This is a genomic window from Streptomyces sp. SA15 (genome assembly GCF_002291145.1).
GTDB lineage: Bacteria > Actinomycetota > Actinomycetes > Streptomycetales > Streptomycetaceae > Streptomyces.
Window position 1 is genome coordinate 24,620 of record NZ_NTGE01000211.1, and the last position, 18,036, is coordinate 42,655.

The 18,036-nt window shown below is 69.8% G+C and carries 10 protein-coding genes, 3 tRNA genes and 2 pseudogenes; 9 read left to right on the plus strand and 6 right to left on the minus strand.

The window, feature by feature from the left end:
* Positions 1 to 115: 115 nt before the first annotated feature.
* Complete coding sequence (locus tag CLM62_RS44905) at positions 116 to 1,417, minus strand: MFS transporter (RefSeq protein WP_095755674.1); 1,302 nt, start codon at positions 1,415 to 1,417, stop codon at positions 116 to 118.
* On the minus strand, positions 1,414 to 2,565 hold the full coding sequence (locus CLM62_RS44910) for a PLP-dependent cysteine synthase family protein (protein ID WP_095755675.1): 1,152 nt from the start codon (positions 2,563 to 2,565) through the stop codon (positions 1,414 to 1,416). Before CLM62_RS44910 ends, CLM62_RS44905 begins: the two co-directional genes overlap by 4 nt.
* A gap of 1,405 nt (positions 2,566 to 3,970) precedes the next feature.
* Here CLM62_RS44910 and CLM62_RS44925 point away from each other — a divergent pair.
* The 5 genes and pseudogenes from CLM62_RS44925 to CLM62_RS53355 all read left to right on the plus strand — a co-directional run.
* The gene (locus CLM62_RS44925; RefSeq protein WP_095755677.1) at positions 3,971 to 5,320 is read left to right on the plus strand and encodes an acyltransferase; all 1,350 of its coding nucleotides are present in this window, start codon (positions 3,971 to 3,973) and stop codon (positions 5,318 to 5,320) included.
* Between the two features lie 232 nt (positions 5,321 to 5,552).
* Positions 5,553 to 6,719 carry an alkaline phosphatase PhoX gene (locus tag CLM62_RS44930; protein WP_095755678.1) on the plus strand — a complete coding sequence of 389 codons (1,167 nt, stop codon included), beginning with the start codon at positions 5,553 to 5,555 and terminating at the stop codon, positions 6,717 to 6,719.
* A 306-nt stretch (positions 6,720 to 7,025) separates the two neighbouring features.
* Positions 7,026 to 8,093 carry a CdaR family transcriptional regulator gene (locus tag CLM62_RS44935; RefSeq protein WP_095755679.1) on the plus strand — a complete coding sequence of 356 codons (1,068 nt, stop codon included), beginning with the start codon at positions 7,026 to 7,028 and terminating at the stop codon, positions 8,091 to 8,093.
* A 215-nt stretch (positions 8,094 to 8,308) separates the two neighbouring features.
* Positions 8,309 to 9,505 carry an aromatic ring-hydroxylating dioxygenase subunit alpha gene (locus CLM62_RS44940; RefSeq protein ID WP_095755680.1) on the plus strand — a complete coding sequence of 399 codons (1,197 nt, stop codon included), beginning with the start codon at positions 8,309 to 8,311 and terminating at the stop codon, positions 9,503 to 9,505.
* A 134-nt stretch (positions 9,506 to 9,639) separates the two neighbouring features.
* Positions 9,640 to 9,917: pseudogene (locus tag CLM62_RS53355) on the plus strand (hopanoid C-3 methylase HpnR); the annotation flags it as partial.
* A 193-nt stretch (positions 9,918 to 10,110) separates the two neighbouring features.
* Here CLM62_RS53355 and CLM62_RS44950 read toward each other — a convergent pair.
* From CLM62_RS44950 to CLM62_RS44960, 3 genes are all read right to left on the minus strand, one after another.
* Positions 10,111 to 10,187: transfer RNA gene (locus CLM62_RS44950), tRNA-Ile, on the minus strand.
* 178 nt (positions 10,188 to 10,365) lie between these two features.
* A tRNA-Asn gene (locus CLM62_RS44955) sits at positions 10,366 to 10,438 on the minus strand.
* Between the two features lie 5 nt (positions 10,439 to 10,443).
* A tRNA-Asn gene (locus CLM62_RS44960) sits at positions 10,444 to 10,516 on the minus strand.
* A 159-nt stretch (positions 10,517 to 10,675) separates the two neighbouring features.
* Between CLM62_RS44960 and CLM62_RS44965 the strand changes: the two genes are divergently transcribed.
* The 4 genes from CLM62_RS44965 (at position 10,676) to CLM62_RS44980 (ending at position 16,458) form a co-directional block, all read left to right on the plus strand.
* On the plus strand, positions 10,676 to 10,981 hold the full coding sequence (locus tag CLM62_RS44965; RefSeq protein ID WP_095755681.1) for a hypothetical protein: 306 nt from the start codon (positions 10,676 to 10,678) through the stop codon (positions 10,979 to 10,981).
* A gap of 175 nt (positions 10,982 to 11,156) precedes the next feature.
* Complete coding sequence (locus CLM62_RS44970; protein WP_095755682.1) at positions 11,157 to 12,611, plus strand: FGGY-family carbohydrate kinase; 1,455 nt, start codon at positions 11,157 to 11,159, stop codon at positions 12,609 to 12,611.
* A 185-nt stretch (positions 12,612 to 12,796) separates the two neighbouring features.
* Positions 12,797 to 14,530, plus strand: a complete 1,734-nt coding sequence (locus CLM62_RS44975) for an ABC transporter ATP-binding protein (protein ID WP_095755683.1) — start codon at positions 12,797 to 12,799, stop codon at positions 14,528 to 14,530.
* On the plus strand, positions 14,530 to 16,458 hold the full coding sequence (locus tag CLM62_RS44980; protein ID WP_095755684.1) for an ABC transporter ATP-binding protein: 1,929 nt from the start codon (positions 14,530 to 14,532) through the stop codon (positions 16,456 to 16,458). The genes CLM62_RS44975 and CLM62_RS44980 overlap by 1 nt, the downstream gene beginning before the upstream one ends.
* 222 nt (positions 16,459 to 16,680) lie before the next feature.
* On the opposite strand, the pseudogene CLM62_RS44985 reads toward CLM62_RS44980, so the two are convergent.
* Positions 16,681 to 17,986 (minus strand): annotated as a pseudogene (locus tag CLM62_RS44985) (RNA polymerase sigma factor).
* Between the last annotated feature and the right edge of the window lie 50 nt (positions 17,987 to 18,036).

Sequence of the window (18,036 nt, forward strand, 5' to 3'; positions counted from 1 at the left end):
GCCGACTCGACGGGCCCGCTGCACGCCGCGACGGAAGGCTCCTCACCTTGAGAAACGGCACCGCAGAGGCGGGGCACCGTGCGGTACCCCGCCCCTGGGCCGGAGGGCCGGTGGGTCAGACGGTGGCGGGAAGCGGCTCGGAGGCGGGCGGCGCCGCCAGTCGGCCGGTGCGGTACAGGCCGTAGAGGGCGGCCGCACACGCCAGGCCCAGCACGAACAGCGAGATCCACGGCAGCGCGGGCATCCCGGCCGCCCGGGCGGCGTCGAGCGCGGCGCCCGTGCCGAGGTTCCCGACGGTGATGCCGATGCCGCAGATCGTGTTGTACAGCCCGTAGTGGGTGGCGACGAGGCGGTCACCGGAGAGGCGGACGATGGTGTCCATCTCGAACGGGTAGGCGATCATCGTGCCGACGGCCAGCAGCAGCGCGGCGAGCGTCGGCGGAACCGCCGCGAGCAGCCACAGACCGATCCGGGACTCCGGTACGGGCACGGCGGTGGCGAGCAGCAGGGGGACGAAGGCCAGACCCATGGCCGCCAGCCCGCGCACGAGCGCCTGCCCGGGCTCGTACCGCGCCTTGCACCATGCCGTCACCCGTGTCTGTCCGAGGATCGTGCTCAGCCCGGAGACGGCGAAGAGCACCGCCACCGCCGCCGTGCCGAACCCCCCGTCGCCGCAGAGCCGACGCACCTCCAGCGGCAGCGCCAGATAGACCTGGAAGGACAGGACGTACGAACCGATCATGGCGATGGAGAAGAGCAGGAACGGCCGGTTGGCGAGGATGCCGCGCCACTGGGCGAGCACGCCCTGACCGCCGTCGTTGTCCTGCCGCTTGGCGTCCTCGGCCCGCCGGGCGGGCAGCGCGCGGATCTGTACGACGCTCAGCAGCGCGAAGATTCCGGCCGCCACCAGGCAGGTGATGCGGAAGTCCACTCCGGTCAGCACCATGCCCACCAGCGGGCCCAGCAGGATGCCGGCCTGGTAGAACACGTTGAACAGGGCGAACGCCTCGACCCTGCGCTCCCCCGCGTCGGCCGCGAGGTACGCCCGAACGGCCGGGTTGAACAGCGCCCCGGCCAGTCCGGTGGCCGCGGAGGCGGCGAGCAGCGCGGGTAGGGAGTCCACCAGTCCGAGCGTCGCGAAGCCGAGGGTGCGCAGCACACACCCGGCGACGATCATCGGCTTGTAGCCGATCCGGTCGGCGAGCGTGCCGCCGACCAGGAACATCCCCTGCTGGCTGAAGTTCCGTACGCCGAGGACGAGACCGACGATCCAGCCGGCCAGCCCGAGCGTTCCGGAGAGGTGGGCGGCCAGATAGGGCATCAGCATGTAGAACCCGAGGTTGATGGTGAACTGGTTCACCATCAACAGCTGGACGCTGCGTTCGTACGACCGAACCTGGGTGAGCAGCCCCTTCACCGGCCCTCCTCCGAGGAGTCGGACTCGACGCCCGGAGCGTCCTCGGCGACGTCTTGTTCTGCGCCTTCCGCGCCTTGCAGGGTGAGGGGATCGGCCACGGTGGTGCACCGGCTCCAGCGGGTGACCTCCTTCTCGTCCAGGCGGCCGATCAGCTCCGGTTCGGGCGCCGGTGGGGAGTCCAGCAGGCCGTGAGCGGCGCAGTAGTCGTCGTCGTAGACCGTCCCCAGGTAACGCTGCGGGCCATCGGGGAAGATCACGACGATCCGCGCGTCCGCGGGCATCGTCCGGGCCAGCCAGCCGGCCACCAGCGCGACCGCGCCGACGCTCCACCCGCCGGTGGCGTAGTGGGACGCGGCCAGTTGGCGGCAGGTCCACACGGCCTCGTGCGGGGCGACCCAGTGCACCTCGGAGAACTGCTCGTAGGCGACGTTGCGGGGATGGATGCTGGAACCGAGTCCACGCATCAGCCGGGGCCGCGCGGGCTGGCCGAAGATCGTCGAGCCGGTCGTGTCCACACCGACGACGGTCAGCTCCGGGTAGAGCTGGCGCAGGACTCGGGAGATGCCCGCGGAGTGGCCGCCGGTGCCGACGCTGCACACCAGCACGTCGATGTGGCCCATCTCGGAGGCGAGTTCAAGAGCCAGTGGGGTGTAGGCGGCGACGTTGTCGGGGTTGTTGTACTGGTCCGGGCACCAGGAGCCGGGGTGCTGCTCCAACAGTCGCTGGACGCGCTCGCGGCGGGCCTGCTGCCAACCGCCCGTGGGATGGGGCTCGGAGACGACGTTGACCTGGGCGCCGTACGCGGTCAGCAGCCGGGTCATGGACAACTCCAGCCCCGGATCGGTGACCAGGGTGACCGGGTGGCCGTACACCATCCCGGCCAGAGCCAGTCCCAGGCCCAGGGTGCCGCTCGTGGACTCGATGATCCGTCCGCCGGGCCGCAGGTCGCCGCGGGCCCGGGCCCGCTCCACCATGTGCAGCCCAGGTCGGTCCTTGATGCCGCCGGGGTTGAATCCCTCGAGCTTGGCCCAGAAGCCACGCCCGGCCGGGGCCAGCGGATCCGACACTCGGAGCAACGGGGTGTTTCCCACCAGCCCGGACAGGGCGGACTGGCCCGAGTTGACCGCGGCCTTGGTCAATGACTGCATGTCTGTGTTTTCACTCTCGCTCGATGAATGCAGATGAATGCACGTGCGGGTTCATCTCGCGGCCCATGGCGACAGGGCGGACCGTGGGTCCGCGTTCAGGCCATGGGTACGCGGCAGCCGACGAGGTCGGGCGGCTGCGGGCGAGTGGTCTAGATCCGCCACCGAGACGTACGGGCGAGCGCCACGCGACCGGTGCGTGCGCTGCGACGTCTGCGGGATTCATGCCGTGCGAGGGGTCTTCCCATCGGCATGGACGCGGCGACGAGTACGACCATGGCCATAGCGGCGAGGGGGAGATCTTCCACCGCCTGGGCCGTTGTACGGACGATCATGTCCGACGCGCAGTCATCGGCCTCGTGGGGAGCGTGGGGCCCATGAGTCTCCCCGCCCGCGGCCATCACCGAAGAAGCGGCTGGGACGGACACCGACCTGTGCGTCTCCTCAGGCACGCCATGCATGACTGCGCACAGCATGAACACCATCACGAGGGTGCCGTGGATCGCCGAGACGAGTCGGCGCCGCAAAGGTGGGTCGCATGGGGCCCATGGGGCATGCGAAGGCATACGGGAATGTGTCGGCACAGGTCCTCCGCGCTGCTGCCGCGTCTCCGACGAGTACGGAGTAAGGCGCAGACATGGGTGGGGGCAGGACGGCATCGACGAACGCGACGACCCATCATGAGCACGGGATACGACGCTCGTCGGTTGAAGGAGTCCGTACTCCTAGACCTGCTGCACCACGGAGGCTGCTCTCAGAGCCGCAGGAGAGGCGCCGTCCAAGGGCCTACCAGCGGCAGGCACTCGCACGATGGAGGCGTCGTCGGCACTGGTTGATTCGCGAACCGACGCTGCAAAGCAGGGCGATACCAGGACAGAACCCTGCTGAGGCTGCCCGGATACGCACCGCTCGCCAGGCTGTGTCGGCTCATGACCGCCATGATGATCGCCGGGTTCCGCGGCGAACTGCGGCACAAGCTCGACGGCTGCATGGCGAACGTCGTCGAATGATAGTGCCGCAGGCGCCATTGCACTGGTGGAAAGGTGTCCGCCCGCACTCTCCACATGCACGGCGTGCGTCACGAGGACACCGAACAGGAGCACGGCCAGGGCCAGAACGCGCAGCATCGGACCCGCACCGCAGCGGGTCCTGACCATGCGCCAGGGCGACCAAGCCGTAACCATGCCGTGATCCTAGCGGCTCGTCGGCAGCGGTCGACCACCAGTCCGGAAACACCGGGTTAACTCGTCAGGCGAATGGCTTGTTTGCTTCGGCGAGTGTGCAGGCGCCTCGGCCCCGGCCCTGCACCACGTCTCCCACAACCAGCACGTCATGACCGGCCCTCGCGCGCGCCCCGCCCGATGGTGGGTTGCCGATCTTCATCGGGTGCCGTTCGTAGGATGGCAACATGCACGGCCTGCGTGAGCTCGCCGAGCGGACACCGCCACGGCGGGAACGCCATGTCGACCTGCTGAGGGCGCTCGCCATCCTCATCGTGGTGCTCGGTCACTGGATGGTCATCGTGGTCACCAGTGGGGCCCGCGGCGTGGACGGCTTCAGTGCCCTGGAAGTGCTGCCGTGGGGCCGCCCGATCACCTGGCTGGTCCAGGTGATGCCGGTGTTCTTCATGGTCGGTGGGTTCGCCAACGCCGCCTCGCTGACCTCACACACCCGTGGGGGCGGCAGCGTCGGGGACTGGCTGCTCGACCGCAGCGCGCGGCTCGTACGGCCGACGACCGTGCTGCTGGTGACGCTCGCGGCCGCCGCACTGATCGCCCGGCTGGCGGGCGTCGATCCCGTTCAAGTGGGCCGGGCGGTGTGGCTGGCTTCGATCCCGCTGTGGTTCCTGATGGTCTACCTCGTGGTGGTCTTCCTGGCGCCGCTGATGCACCGCCTGCACCGACGGGCGGGGCTGGTCGTGCCGCTGGTACTGGTCGGGCTGGCCGCCGCGGGAGACGTCGCGCGGCTGGCGTTCGAGGCGTCGACACTGCAGTTGGGCAACTACCTGTTCGTCTGGCTGGCGGTGCACCAGATCGGCTTCGCCTGGCAGGACGGGACACTGCCGGTCCGGCCCAGGGTGGCAATGCCGCTGCTGGTGGGCGGTGCCGCGGTGGCGGTGCTGCTCACCGTGCTCGGCCCGTACCCGGTCAGCATGGTCGACGTTCCCGGCACCTCGTTCCGCAACCTCTCGCCGCCGACGCTCGCCCTGCTCGCGTTGGCCACGGCTCAGCTCGGGCTGGTGCTGCTGCTGCGCGACGCCGCGGAGCGGTGGCTGCAACGGCTCGGGCCGTGGATGGCCGTGATTGCCGTGAACTCGGTGATCATGACCGTTCTGCTGTGGCACATGAGCGCGTTCGTGCTCGTCGCCGTGGCCGTGTACACCTCCGCCCTGTTCCCGCTGCCCCAACCCCCGGGGGAGACAGAGGCCTGGTTTCTGTGGAAACTGCCGTGGCTGCTCGCGCTCTCCACCGTGCTGGGCGCGTTGGTGGCGGTCTTCGGCCGGTTCGAGAGGCGCGGCCTGCGGCGCGGCGCCGTGACCTCGCGCAGCTGGTGGAAGGCACTCGGCCGGCCCAGGGTGCGCGCCACCGCGACCACCGTCGGCTACGCCGCCTGCGTGCTCGGTCTGCTCGGTGTGGGCGTCGCCGGTCCGGCCGATCGCGGCCCGCTGGGGCTGCCGACCGCAGCCCTGGCCACCTTCCTGGCCGGCGCGGCCCTACTTCGCGCGGCACGCGCAGCAAGCGATCGCCGGGCCGGTTGATGTACCTGCCTGCTTCCAGTGAAGGACCTCCATCACTTCGTACACAAGGATTCCCTGATCGTTCATTTGGTGGCGGACTGATCGTTTCTGCACCAGATCTACTCACCGGTTGGCCGGAAAGAGTTGGGCCAAGGGAGCCTTACATCGCCTGTCAGCGGGCTTTACGTTCCCTGTGACCAGTCGGCGGCGCTCAACAAGTCATCGTTCGCTCTTCTTTGACGAAGGAGTACCTGTGGAACGTCGCAACTTCCTGCGCGGTGCTGTGATCGGCACCTCGGCCGCCGTCTTCGGCGGCACCCTCATGCACGGCGCCGCCTACGCGGCCCCGGCACAGAACGGCACCAGCCCCTACGGTGGCCTGCTGGCCGCCGACGCCAACGGCATCATGCTGCCGTCCGGCTTCACCAGCAGAGTCATAGCCCGCTCCAGCCAGACGGTCCCCGGCACCTCCTACACCTGGCACGGCGCCCCCGACGGCGGCGCCTGCTTCGCCGACGGCACGGGCTGGATCTACGTCTCCAACTCGGAGATCTCCACCGGTGGCGGCGCGGGCGCCGTCAAGTTCAACTCCTCGGGTTCCATCACGGGCGCCTACCGCATCCTGTCCAACACCCGCAACAACTGCGCGGGCGGCGCCACCCCGTGGAACACCTGGCTGTCCTGCGAGGAAGTCAGCCGCGGCTACGTCTACGAGACCGACCCGTGGGGCGCCACGACCGCCATCCGCCGCGACGCGATGGGCCGCTTCAAGCACGAGGCGGCCGCCGCCGACCCGGTACGCAAGGTGATCTACCTGACCGAGGACGAGTCGGACGGCTGCTTCTACCGGTTCATCCCCACCACCTGGGGCGACCTGTCCTCCGGCACCCTGCAGGTGCTCGTCGCCGGCACCGGCACCTCCGGCTCCTTCACCTGGACGAACGTACCCGACCCGGACGGCTCCCCCACCTACACCCGCGACCAGGTCTCCGCCGCCAAGATCTTCAACGGCGGCGAAGGCTGCCACTACGCCAGTGACACCGTCTGGTTCACCACCAAGGGCGACAACCGCGTCTGGCAGCTCAACCTGCTCAACAGCACCTACGAACTCGCCTACGACGACAGCCTGGTCACAGGCGGCACCGCACCGCTGACCGGCGTCGACAACGTCACCGGCAGTTCCTCCGGCGACCTGTTCGTCGCCGAGGACGGCGGCAACATGGAGATCTGCATCATCACCCCCGACGACATCGTCGCCCCCTTCCTGCGGATCACCGGCCAGTCCAGCTCCGAGATCTGCGGCCCCGCCTTCTCCCCCAACGGCCGGCGGCTCTACTTCTCCAGCCAGCGCGGCACCAGCGGCAGCTCCTCCGGCGGCATCACCTACGAAGTCACCGGGCCGTTCCGCACCACCGCCTGATCGCAGTCCCGTGACGGTTGGGGCGGCGCAGAACGTAACCGCCCCAGCCGCCACTCGGCCGGCAGGATCGCCGCGCCGGTGCCGAGTACCCAGGCGAACGCCGTCAGCAGCGAGAGAGCGACCGCCACCCCGGTGCCAGGCACCGGCAGGTGTCCGGCACCGGAGCCATCCGCCGTGCTCCCCGCCGCCTATGGTGCAGAGCCACGGTTCATCGGCGCATTGCCGGTTCCCGGCAATGTTCACTAGGGTTTGCATGCCGAACGCCGTTAAGAAGGCATCAACGGGCATCAGTAAAGCGGGGGGCAGATGGCGCAATCCGCGATACCCGACGACTATCTCGACTATCTCGACGGCTACGCACAAATACTGGCCGACGTCTCGGCCACCGGCCGCCGTCTGACCCGCGACGAGATCGAGTCCCGCCGCCGCCTGGGCGAACGGGCCGCCGACGCCGGCTTCGGACTGCGCGCCCTGGTCGGCGCGCACCTGGCAGCGACCCGCACCGCCTGGCCGAGCGGCCCAAGCTCCGCCGACAGCACGCTCGCCGCCGTGCAGCAGGCGGTCGACGCGTTCGCCGAGGGATACGAACGCGCGCAACGCCTCGCCGTACGCCAGGAGGAGGCCGCCCGCCGGGAGTTCATCGACGACCTCCTGTACGGCCGCAGCGACCTCGGCCGCCTCGCCGAACGCGCCGAACGGTTCGGCCTGCGGCTGTCCCACGCCCACGCCGTCGCCGTCGCTCAGGGGCCGACATCGTACGACGAAGGCGATCCGGTCACCCGCCAGGTGGAACAGGCTCTCATCGCCCGCTTCGGCGACCGCGACATCCTGCTCACCACCAAGGACGGCCGCCTGGTGTGCATCGCGCCCGGCGACCAGGACCAGGTGCTCTCCTCCTTCGCCAAGCAGGCGCATGTCGCCACCGACGGCGGCCGGGTCGCCGTCGGCCGCCCCCGGCCCGGCCCCGGCGGCGTCGTCCACTCGTACGAAGAGGCCCTCAACGCCCTGGAACTCGCCGAGCGCCTCGACCTCGACGAGCCCGTTCTGCGCGCTGCCGACCTGCTCGTCTACCCCGTCCTCACCCGCGACCGCCAGGCCATGGCCGACCTCGTCAGGGGCACCCTCGGACCGCTCACCACCGCCCGCGGCGGCGCCGAGGTCCTGTTGGACACCCTCACCGCCTACTTCGACTCCGGCTGCGTGGCCGCCGAGGCAGCCCGCCGCCTGAACCTGAGTGTCCGCGCACTGACCTACCGTCTCGAACGCATCCACAAACTGACCGGCGCCAACCCTGCCGACCCGACGCACCGGTACATGCTCCAGACCGCGGTCATCGGCGCCCGTCTGCTGGACTGGCCCGAGCAGGCGCTGTGACGACAGAGTGACGCTGGGAATGTGGGCGGGCTCAGGGCACCTGGGCGTGCCGCAGGTACGGGCCGCTCATCCCTCCGGACGCGCTGGGCAGGGCGTGGGTGGCGGGTGGCCGCCAGGATGGAAGGTGCTGGGGCCCCGCTGCCGCATCGGCAGTCGGTGGCGCCCGGTGTGACGCCTGACTGTCCGTGCCGGAGTCGCTCGTGTAAGGGAGACGTATGACCGGGACTGACTCCGATGAGGCCGACAGCGCCTGGCACCCGGGGCACCGCGATCCGAGTTTCGGCATGGCTGACCTGCGGCGTGTCGGGGCGAACCCGGACTACTGGTACCCGGTCGCGTCGTCCGGCAGCGTGCGCACCGGACGGGTGCTCGCGACCGCGTTCGCCGGCGACCGCATCGCCCTTTACCGCGGGGACAGCGGCACCGTCCACGCGCTGGAGGACCGATGCGCCCACCGGCAGGTGCCGCTGAGCATGGGCGCCGTGGAGGGCGAGACACTCCGCTGCGGCTATCACGCGTGGGCCTATCGCGGCGACGGACGCATCTCGCAGATCCCGTACCTGTCCAAGGGCGATGGCCGGCCGCCGCGCGGCGTGCGCGGCTATCCCGTCCGCGAGGCGTACGGCTTGGTCTTCGCCTTCCCGGGCGACCCGGAGAAAGCAGCGGTCACCGCTCTGCCCGCGCTGCCGACCTTCGGCTCACCGCAGTACAGGACCATGACCTTCTCCCGGACCGTGCGCTGCCACTACTCGTTCATGCACGAGAACCTGCTCGACATGAACCACCAGTTCCTCCACCGGGGCATCGTCGGCAAGCTTCACCCCGAATTGCTGGAATACCGGACGGGTGCGCGGTCGGTGGAGGCCAGGTACCTGTTCACCCACGCCGGGGGGAAGCGGAATCGCGGCGCCGGCTTGCTGGCCGCCGAGGGCATCCGCGGCGGCGACTCCCGCGACATCATGACCATCCGCACCGAATACCCGTACCAGACACTCGACCTGGTCCCGGAGAACGCCGAACGTCCAGCCTTCCGTCTCTGGGCCGCGTACGTGCCTGAGGACGCCGAGCAGCGGACATGTCACGCCTACGGCTTGCTCATGATCGAAAAGCCCCGGATCCCCGGCGCCCTCCATCTGGCCTGGCCGTTCATCAGGCGCTTCACCGAGCGTGTGTTCGCCGAGGACCGCATGGCCGTCGAGGCCGAGCAACGGGCCTGGGAGGAACAGGGCGAGGACCGCAATCACGAGATCTTCCCCCTGATCCTGGACGTCCGCGAGGTGCTACGCGCCAACGGCGTCCCACTGCGCCCTCGGACTGCCGCGTGCACCACCGCCTCAGGCGACGGCCCGGCGTCGACGCCCGGCCACCATTCCGCAGAACCGGAGTCCTCCGCTGAGCCGCCGGGCGGGTGAACGCCGTTCGGCGGGTAGCCGTGGGCCGTTCGGCGGACGTGTGGTTCCGGCCTGTCCCGTGTGGAACCCCTGTGACAGCAGCCGTCCGGCTGCTGTCCCCGTCCGCCGCCCACCGAGGTGACCATGCGCCTGCTCCTCCGGCGCGCGATCTGATGCGGCACCGGCGCAGGTACTTCATCGGAGAGCTGGATCCGTGCGCGTCGATCGAGTTCACCCGCCGCTGCCCGTGGGACTGCTCCTTTCCTTCCGTTCCGCCTGGACCTTCTACGGCCGCAGCTACCGCAAAGCCTCTCCCGAGACGGCCGGCGCGGAGCCGGCGGGCATCCGGGAGCCGAACGTGTTCATGGACGACGACGGCGCGTTCATCCGGCCCGCACCCGGACACGCCATCGCCACCGAACTGGAACGCCGGGACAGCCCTCGCGAAGGACCTCCCACAGGGCTGAAAAGGCGGCGTGAGGGTCCTCTGTCCCCTGATCCGGCCTCGTGTCCCCTGTGCGTCCCCTGGATCTTGGTCTGAGCGGGTGAACGAGGGTCGCCGCCTCGGCGCGGCGGCCCCGTCCTCGCGTCCCCGCAGGTAGAAACGGTTCTGCCCGCGTAGCGCCTGGTGGGGCGGGTGGGACTCGAACCCACGGCCGACGGATTATGAGTCCGCTGCTCTAACCGGCTGAGCTACCGCCCCATAGCGGCGTGTCGCGTACATGTGTGCGCGCCGTCTGCCGCAGCATAGCCGCTCATACGATCTCCTGCTTCGGATGGTCGGCTTCGCACGGCGTTCACGACCTTGAAGGACTGCGCCGCACCACGAGCGGTTCCCACGGACATGAAAAAGGACCCCTACGGGGTCCTCGTTCAGCATGCTCCCCCGACTGGACTCGAACCAGTAACCTGCCGGTTAACAGCCGGCTGCTCTGCCAATTGAGCTACGGAGGACCGAGCTCCCCCGACTGGACTCGAACCAGTAACCTGCCGGTTAACAGCCGGCTGCTCTGCCAATTGAGCTACGGAGGAATGCCTCGTTGCATCGAACGTACCTACCTGGGTATTCGCCAGAAGGCGGGCGCTCGCTGCGACACATACATTAGCGCAAGCAGGGGGGTGCTCCGCCAATCGGTTCCCCCCTGGCACCGATGTCGCACCGGAGACCTACTCGAGGGAAGGGTGGCCGTCATGCGCTACCGGCTCACGTTCGTCGTCGGACTCGCTCTGGGTTACGTGCTGGGCACGAGGGCCGGACGCGAGCGCTACGAGCAGCTGAAGAAGTCCGCCCGGCAGGTCGCCCAGAACCCCGCCGTCCGCAACACCGCCGAGTCGGCCGCGCAGCAGGGCCGCCAGTTCGCCGGCAAGGCGTACCACGTGGTCAGCGACAAGGTGGGAGACCGGGTTCCGGACTCGGTGGCCCAGCGGGTCCGCTCCCTGCGCGAGCGCAGCACGAACGGCACAGGCGAGGACGACTGGGGCACAAGCAACACGTAGCGGCATCTCTTCGACGCCGAGTACAACCACGAACCCAAGCGGCGCGGGGCTGTGACATTCGCGGCTCCGCCGTGTGGTCGCGACCAGCCACGAAGCACCCGCACCCACCGAACCACAGCCACCCCTACGGCGCCCATGGCCCAAGCCGGCGCCGCGGTACGGCAGAATTTTAGCCATGGGGATAGTCGCCGGGCTGGACAGTTCGCCCGATTTCACTCGTATCGTTGTCTGCGATGCGGACACGGGTTCCGTACTCAGGCAGGGATACGCGCCGCACCCGGTGGAGAACGCCGAGGGCGGCGGTCGGCCTGCCGATGTCGATCCACAGGCGTGGCTGCTGTCCCTGGGCGAGGCGGCCGGGGGCGGGCTGCTCGAAGGCGTGCAGGCCATCGGCGTGTCCGCGCAGCAGAACGCCGTGGTGCCGCTGGACGCGCAGGGGGGCACCGTACGGCCGGCGATGGTGGGCGGGGACAAGCGGGCGCAGGTCGCGGCGGCCGATCTCGTCGACGCGCTCGGCGGGCGCGAGGCATGGGCGCAGGCGGTGGGGTGCGTACCGCAGGCCGCTCAACCCGTGACCAAGCTGCGCTGGCTCGCCAAGAGCGAGCCCGACGCCGCCCTGCGCACCTCCGTCCTGATGCAGGCGCACGACTGGCTGGTGTGGCAGTTGCTCGGGCGGCCGGTCAGGAGGACCACCGACCGGGGCGGGGCCTCCGGGACCGGGTACTGGTCGGCTGCCACCGGTGCCTACCGGGCCGATCTCGTCGAGCTGGCGCTCGGTCACCAGGCGATGCTGCCCGAGGTGATCGGGCCCTCCGACGCCGCCGGTACGACACCGGAGGGGCTGCTGATCTCCGCCGGGACCGGCGAGACGATGGCCGCCGCCTTCGGGCTCGGACTCGGCATCGGGGACGCGGTGGTCTCCCTCGGGGCCTCCGGGTCCGTGATGGCCATTCATCCCGAGGCACTCGTCGACCAGTCAGGAATGATCACCTCCCTGGCGGACGCGACCGGCATGCACCTGCCGGTCGTCACCACGCTGAACGCCGTACGGACCCTGCGCGGGGCCGCCGAGATGCTCGGGCTGTCCGATCTGGAGAGCCTGTCCGATCTGGCGATGAAGTCGACGCCGGGGTCGCACGGGCTGGTGCTGCTGCCCTACCTGGAGGGTGAGCGGACGCCGAACCTGCCGCACACCGCCGGGACCCTGTCGGGACTCAGGCGTGAGTCGATGAAGCCGGAGCATCTGGCGCGGGCCGCGTTCGAGGGCATGTTGTGCGGGCTCGCGGACGCGCTCGACGTGCTGCGCGGCCGGGGCGTGGACGTGCGGCGGGTCTTTCTGCTGGGGGCGGCGGCGGAGCTGCCGGCCGTGCAGGCGGCGGCGCCCGCGCTGTTCGGTACGCAGGTCGTCGTACCGCAGCCCGCGGACTACGCGGCGATCGGCGCCGCCCGGCAGGCGGCCTGGGCGCTCGGGGTGTCGCAGGGCACGCTCGACCCGCGCACCCCGCCGGCCTGGCACGGCGCGGCCGCGCAGGTGCTGGAGCCGGGTGAGGAGCTGGCGGTCGGGCAGGCGGTGCGGCAGCAGTTCGTGTCGGTGCGGGAGCAGACGCATCCGGGGGCGTTCCGGGCATAGCGGCGGGGGCGTTTCGGGCGTAGTGGAACGTAAGGGTCCGGTAGGAATCGCACGCATGTCGCACCCATAAGGCCGTACGAAGCCATGCTGTCGGCTTAATCGGTTGAGGTAACGCGGGTGGAGTGTTCGACGATAGGGGCCAGGGGCAACCAACCGGCCCCACCGTCGACTCCGAGAGACAACGCGTGCTCATACGACTTCTGCGTGCCTACCTCAGGCCCTACAAAAGACCCATCACCCTGCTGGTGCTGCTGCAGTTACTGCAGACCTGCGCCACCCTCTACCTGCCCACGCTGAACGCGGACATCATCGACGACGGTGTGGTGAAGGGGAACACCGGCTACATCCTCACCTACGGCGCGCTGATGATCGGTATCTCGCTGGTCCAAGTCGTGTGCAACATCGGTGCCGTGTACTACGGCGCGCAGACCGCCTCGGCGCTCGGCCGGGACGTCCGGGCCGCCGTCTTCGACCGGGTGCAGTCCTTCTCGGCGCGTGAGGTCGGCCAGTTCGGCGCGCCGTCGCTGATCACCCGGACGACGAACGACGTCCAGCAGGTGCAGATGCTGGTCCTGATGACGTTCACGCTGATGGTGTCGGCGCCGATCATGTGCGTGGGCGGCATCGTGCTGGCGCTCGGTCTGGACGTGCCGCTGTCCGGGGTGCTGGTCGCGGTGGTGCCGGTGATGGGCATCTGCGTGACGCTGATCGTGCGCCGGCTGCGCCCGCTGTTCCGGTCCATGCAGGAGCGCCTGGACACGGTGAACCGGGTACTGCGTGAGCAGATCACCGGCAACCGGGTGATCCGCGCGTTCGTACGGGACGAGTACGAACAGCACCGCTTCCGGAAGGCGAACGCCGACCTGACCGACATGGCGCTGGGCACCGGGCGGCTGCTCGCGCTGATGTTCCCGATGGTCATGACGGTGGTGAACCTGTCGTCGATCGCCGTGGTGTGGTTCGGCGCGCACCGCATCGACAGCGGCGGGATGGAGATCGGCGGCCTGACCGCGTTCCTCGCCTATCTGATGCAGATCGTGATGTCCGTGATGATGGCCACCTTCATGTTCATGATGGTGCCGCGCGCGGAGGTGTGCGCCGAGCGCATCCAGGAGGTCCTGGACACCTCGTCGAGCGTGGTTCCGCCGACGGCTCCGGTGCGCGAGCTGCGCCGCCACGGCCATCTCGAGCTCCGCGGGGCGGGCTTCCGCTACCCGGGGGCCGAGGAGCCGGTGCTGAGGTCGGTCGACCTGGTGGCCCGGCCGGGTGAGACCACCGCCGTGATCGGCTCGACCGGCAGCGGCAAGTCCACGCTGCTCGGGCTGGTGCCGCGGCTGTTCGACGCGACCGACGGAGAGGTGCTCGTCGACGGCGTGGACGTGGCGACCATCGACCCGGTCCTGCTGGCGAAGACGGTCGGGATGGTGCCGCAGCGGCCGTACCTGTTCGCGGGCACGGTGGCGACCAACCTGCGCTACGGCAACCCGGACGCGACGGACGACGAACTGTGGCACGCGCTGGAGGTGGCGCAGGCCAAGGAGTTCGTGGAGCGGCTGGAGGGCGGGCTCGACGCGCCGATCGCGCAGGGCGGCACGAACGTGTCGGGCGGTCAGCGCCAGCGCCTCGCCATCGCCCGCACCCTCGTCCAGCGCCCGGAGATCTACCTCTTCGACGACTCCTTCTCCGCGCTCGACTACGCCACCGACGCGGCCCTGCGTGCGGCGCTCGCCGACGAGACCGCCGAGGCGACCGTCGTCATCGTCGCCCAGCGGGTCGCGACCATCCGGGACGCCGACCGGATCGTCGTCCTCGACGAGGGGCGGGTCGTCGGCACCGGACGGCACCACGAACTGATGGCGGACAACGAGACCTACCGGGAGATCGTGCTCTCCCAGCTGACGGAAGCGGAGGCTGCCTGATGGCGGGGCCAGCAGGGCGAATGATGGCCGGGACCGGCCCCGACCAGCAGTCGCTCGACTTCAAGGGGTCGGGCAAACGGCTCGTCGCCCAGTTCAAACCCGAGCGGCTGACCATCTACGCGCTGCTGCTGTGCGTGCTCGTGAGCGTCGGCCTGTCGGTCATCGGGCCGAAGATCCTCGGCAAGGCCACCGACCTGGTCTTCGCGGGGATCATCGGGCGGCAGATGCCGGCCGGGGAGACCAAGGACGAGGTCCTCGCGTCGATGCGCGAGCGCGGCGACGGCTCGATCGCCGACATGCTCCGGAGTACGGACTTCACCCCGGGCAAGGGCATCGACTTCGGCGCCGTCGGGAACGTGCTGCTGCTCGCGCTCGTCGTGTTCATGGTCGCCGGTCTGCTGATGCTGGTGGCCACGCGGCTGGTGAACAGCGCCGTGAACCGGACCATGTACCGGATGCGCGAGGACGTACAGACGAAGCTGTCGCGGCTGCCGCTGTCGTACTTCGACAAGCGGCAGCGCGGTGAGGTGCTCAGCCGGGCCACCAACGACATCGACAACATCGGGCAGACCCTCCAGCAGTCGATGGGCCAGCTCATCAACTCGGTGCTCACCATCATCGGCGTGCTCGTGATGATGTTCTGGGTGTCGTGGCTGCTGGCGCTGGTCGCCCTCGTCACCGTGCCGCTGTCGTACGTCGTCGCCACGCGCGTCGGCAAGCGGTCGCAGCCGCACTTCGTGCAGCAGTGGCGCACCACCGGCAAGCTCAACGCGCACGTCGAGGAGATGTACACCGGGCACGCCCTGGTGAAGGTGTTCGGGCGGCAGGAGGAGTCGGCCCAGCAGTTCGCCGAGCAGAACGAGGCGCTGTACGAGGCCGGGTTCAAGGCGCAGTTCAACAGCGGGATCATGCAGCCGCTGATGATGTTCGTGTCCAACCTGACGTACGTCCTGGTCGCGGTGATCGGCGGGCTGCGGGTGGCGGCCGGTGCGCTGTCCATCGGTGATGTGCAGGCCTTCATCCAGTACTCGCGGCAGTTCTCGATGCCGCTGACGCAGGTCGCGTCGATGGCGAACCTCGTGCAGTCGGGTGTCGCCTCGGCCGAGCGGATCTTCGAACTCCTGGACGCGGAGGAGCAGGAGGCGGATCCGGTGCCGGGCGTACGGCCCGAGGAACTGCGCGGGCGGGTGGCGCTCGAGCACGTGTCGTTCCGGTACGACCCCGAGAAGCCGCTGATCGAGGACCTCTCGCTGAAGGTCGAGCCCGGGCAGACGGTGGCCATCGTCGGCCCGACCGGCGCCGGCAAGACCACGCTGGTCAACCTGCTCATGCGGTTCTACGACGTCTCCGGCGGGCGCATCACTCTCGACGGCGTGGACATCGCGAAGATGTCCCGGGACGAACTGCGTGCCGGGATCGGCATGGTGCTCCAGGACACCTGGCTGTTCGGCGGGACGATCGCCGAGAACATCGCGTATGGGGCGTCCAGGGAGGTCACCCGGGGGGAGATCGAGGAGGCGGCTCGGGCGGCCCACGCGGACCGGTTCATCCGGACGCTGCCGGACGGCTACGACACCGTGATCGACGGTGAGGGCAGCGGGGTCAGTGCGGGTGAGAAGCAGCTCATCACCATCGCGCGGGCGTTTCTGTCCGATCCGGTGATTCTGGTGCTGGACGAGGCTACGAGTTCGGTGGACACGCGGACGGAAGTGTTGATCCAGAAGGCGATGGCCAAGCTGGCGCATGGGCGCACGTCGTTCGTGATCGCGCATCGGCTGTCGACGATTCGGGACGCCGACACGATTCTGGTGATGGAGAACGGGGCGATCGTGGAGCAGGGGGCGCATGACGAGCTGCTTGCCGCGGATGGTGCGTATGCGCGGCTGTACAAGGCGCAGTTTGCGCAAGCGGTGGCTGAGGTGGACTGAGTTCCGTGCCCGGCGTTGGGGCTGAGGCCGGGTGGGTGCACTCGCCCGCCCCGCGGGGTGGCGCTCTCTTTTGGGACGGGTGCCGCCCCAGCGGCACGACTGCCCGCAGCTACGGCGGCAGGCGACCGACAGCAGCTGGACCGACCTAAGGGGCGCGGGGCTGTATCGATTTGCGGCTCCGCCGCGTGGGCGCGACCAGCCCCCACGGCCCCGCAGGCGGCATCAGTCCAGATAGCCCCTTAGCTGATCCGCGAATGCGTGGTCCCTGAGCTTGTTCAGGGTCTTCGACTCGATCTGCCGTATCCGTTCCCGCGTCACGCCGAAGATGCGGCCGATCTCCTCCAGCGTGCGGGGGCGGCCGTCCGCCAGGCCGTAGCGGAGCTGGACGACCTTCCTCTCCCGCTCCCCCAGCGTCGACAGCACCGCCTCCAGGTGCTCCCTGAGCAGCAGGAACGCCGCCGACTCGACCGGGCTTGCCGCGTCGCCGTCCTCGATGAGGTCGCCCAGGGCGACGTCGTCCTCCTCGCCGACCGGGGCGTGCAGGGAGACGGGTTCCTGGGCGAGGCGGAGGACCTCGCTGACGCGCTCGGGCGGCAGGTCGAGGTGGGCGGCGACCTCCGCCGGGGTCGGCTCGTAGCCGCGTTCCTGGAGCATGCGGCGTTGTACCCGCACGACCCGGTTGATGAGTTCGACGACGTGGACCGGGACGCGGATGGTGCGGGCCTGGTCGGCGAGGGCGCGGGACATGGCCTGGCGGATCCACCAGGTGGCGTACGTGGAGAACTTGTAGCCGCGGGCGTAGTCGAACTTCTCGACCGCCCTGATCAGGCCCAGGTTTCCCTCCTGGACGAGGTCGAGCATGGTCAGCCCGCGGCCGACGTACCGCTTCGCCACGGACACCACCAGCCGCAGGTTCGCCTCGATCAGGCGGCGCTTGGCCATGCGGCCCATCACGACCAGTCTGTCCAGGTCGAGGGCGAGCTGGCTGTCCAGGTCGGGGGCGAGGCGCAGCCTCTCCTCGGCGAACAGGCCGGCCTCGACGCGGCGGGCGAGGTCGACCTCCTCGGCCGCGGTGAGCAGTGGGATGCGGCCGATCTCCCGCAGGTACTGGCGGAACAGGTCGGAGGAGGGTCCGCTGGTGTCGGCCTTGGCGCGGGCCCGCTCGGGGACCTCGGGGACCTCGGCGACCTCCACGGGCTCGGGGGCCTCGGCGCTCTCCAGCGCCTCGGCGGGCGGGCCCTCCGGCTCCGCCTCGGGGTGGTGCACGACACGGCTCTGCGGCGGGACCGCGACGAGAACGTCGGTCTCCGTATCAGGTTCCGTACCGTCCGTACTGATGTCGGTCTGGGTGAGGGTCTGGGTCTGCACGGGGGCGACCTCCAGGATGATCGCTGCTGAGGTGTGCGGCAGCGGTACTTCGGGGGCGGAGTCGGCGGCCTCGCCGCTGTCCGTCCCGTACGCGATGAGCGGAACCGCGGGGGTGGGACCCGCTGGGGACGGATCGGCCGCGCTCCGAGGACTCAGGCACCGGAACCCAGTGTGGAGTACGACACATCGCCGCCACGAGGGGCGTGCGGG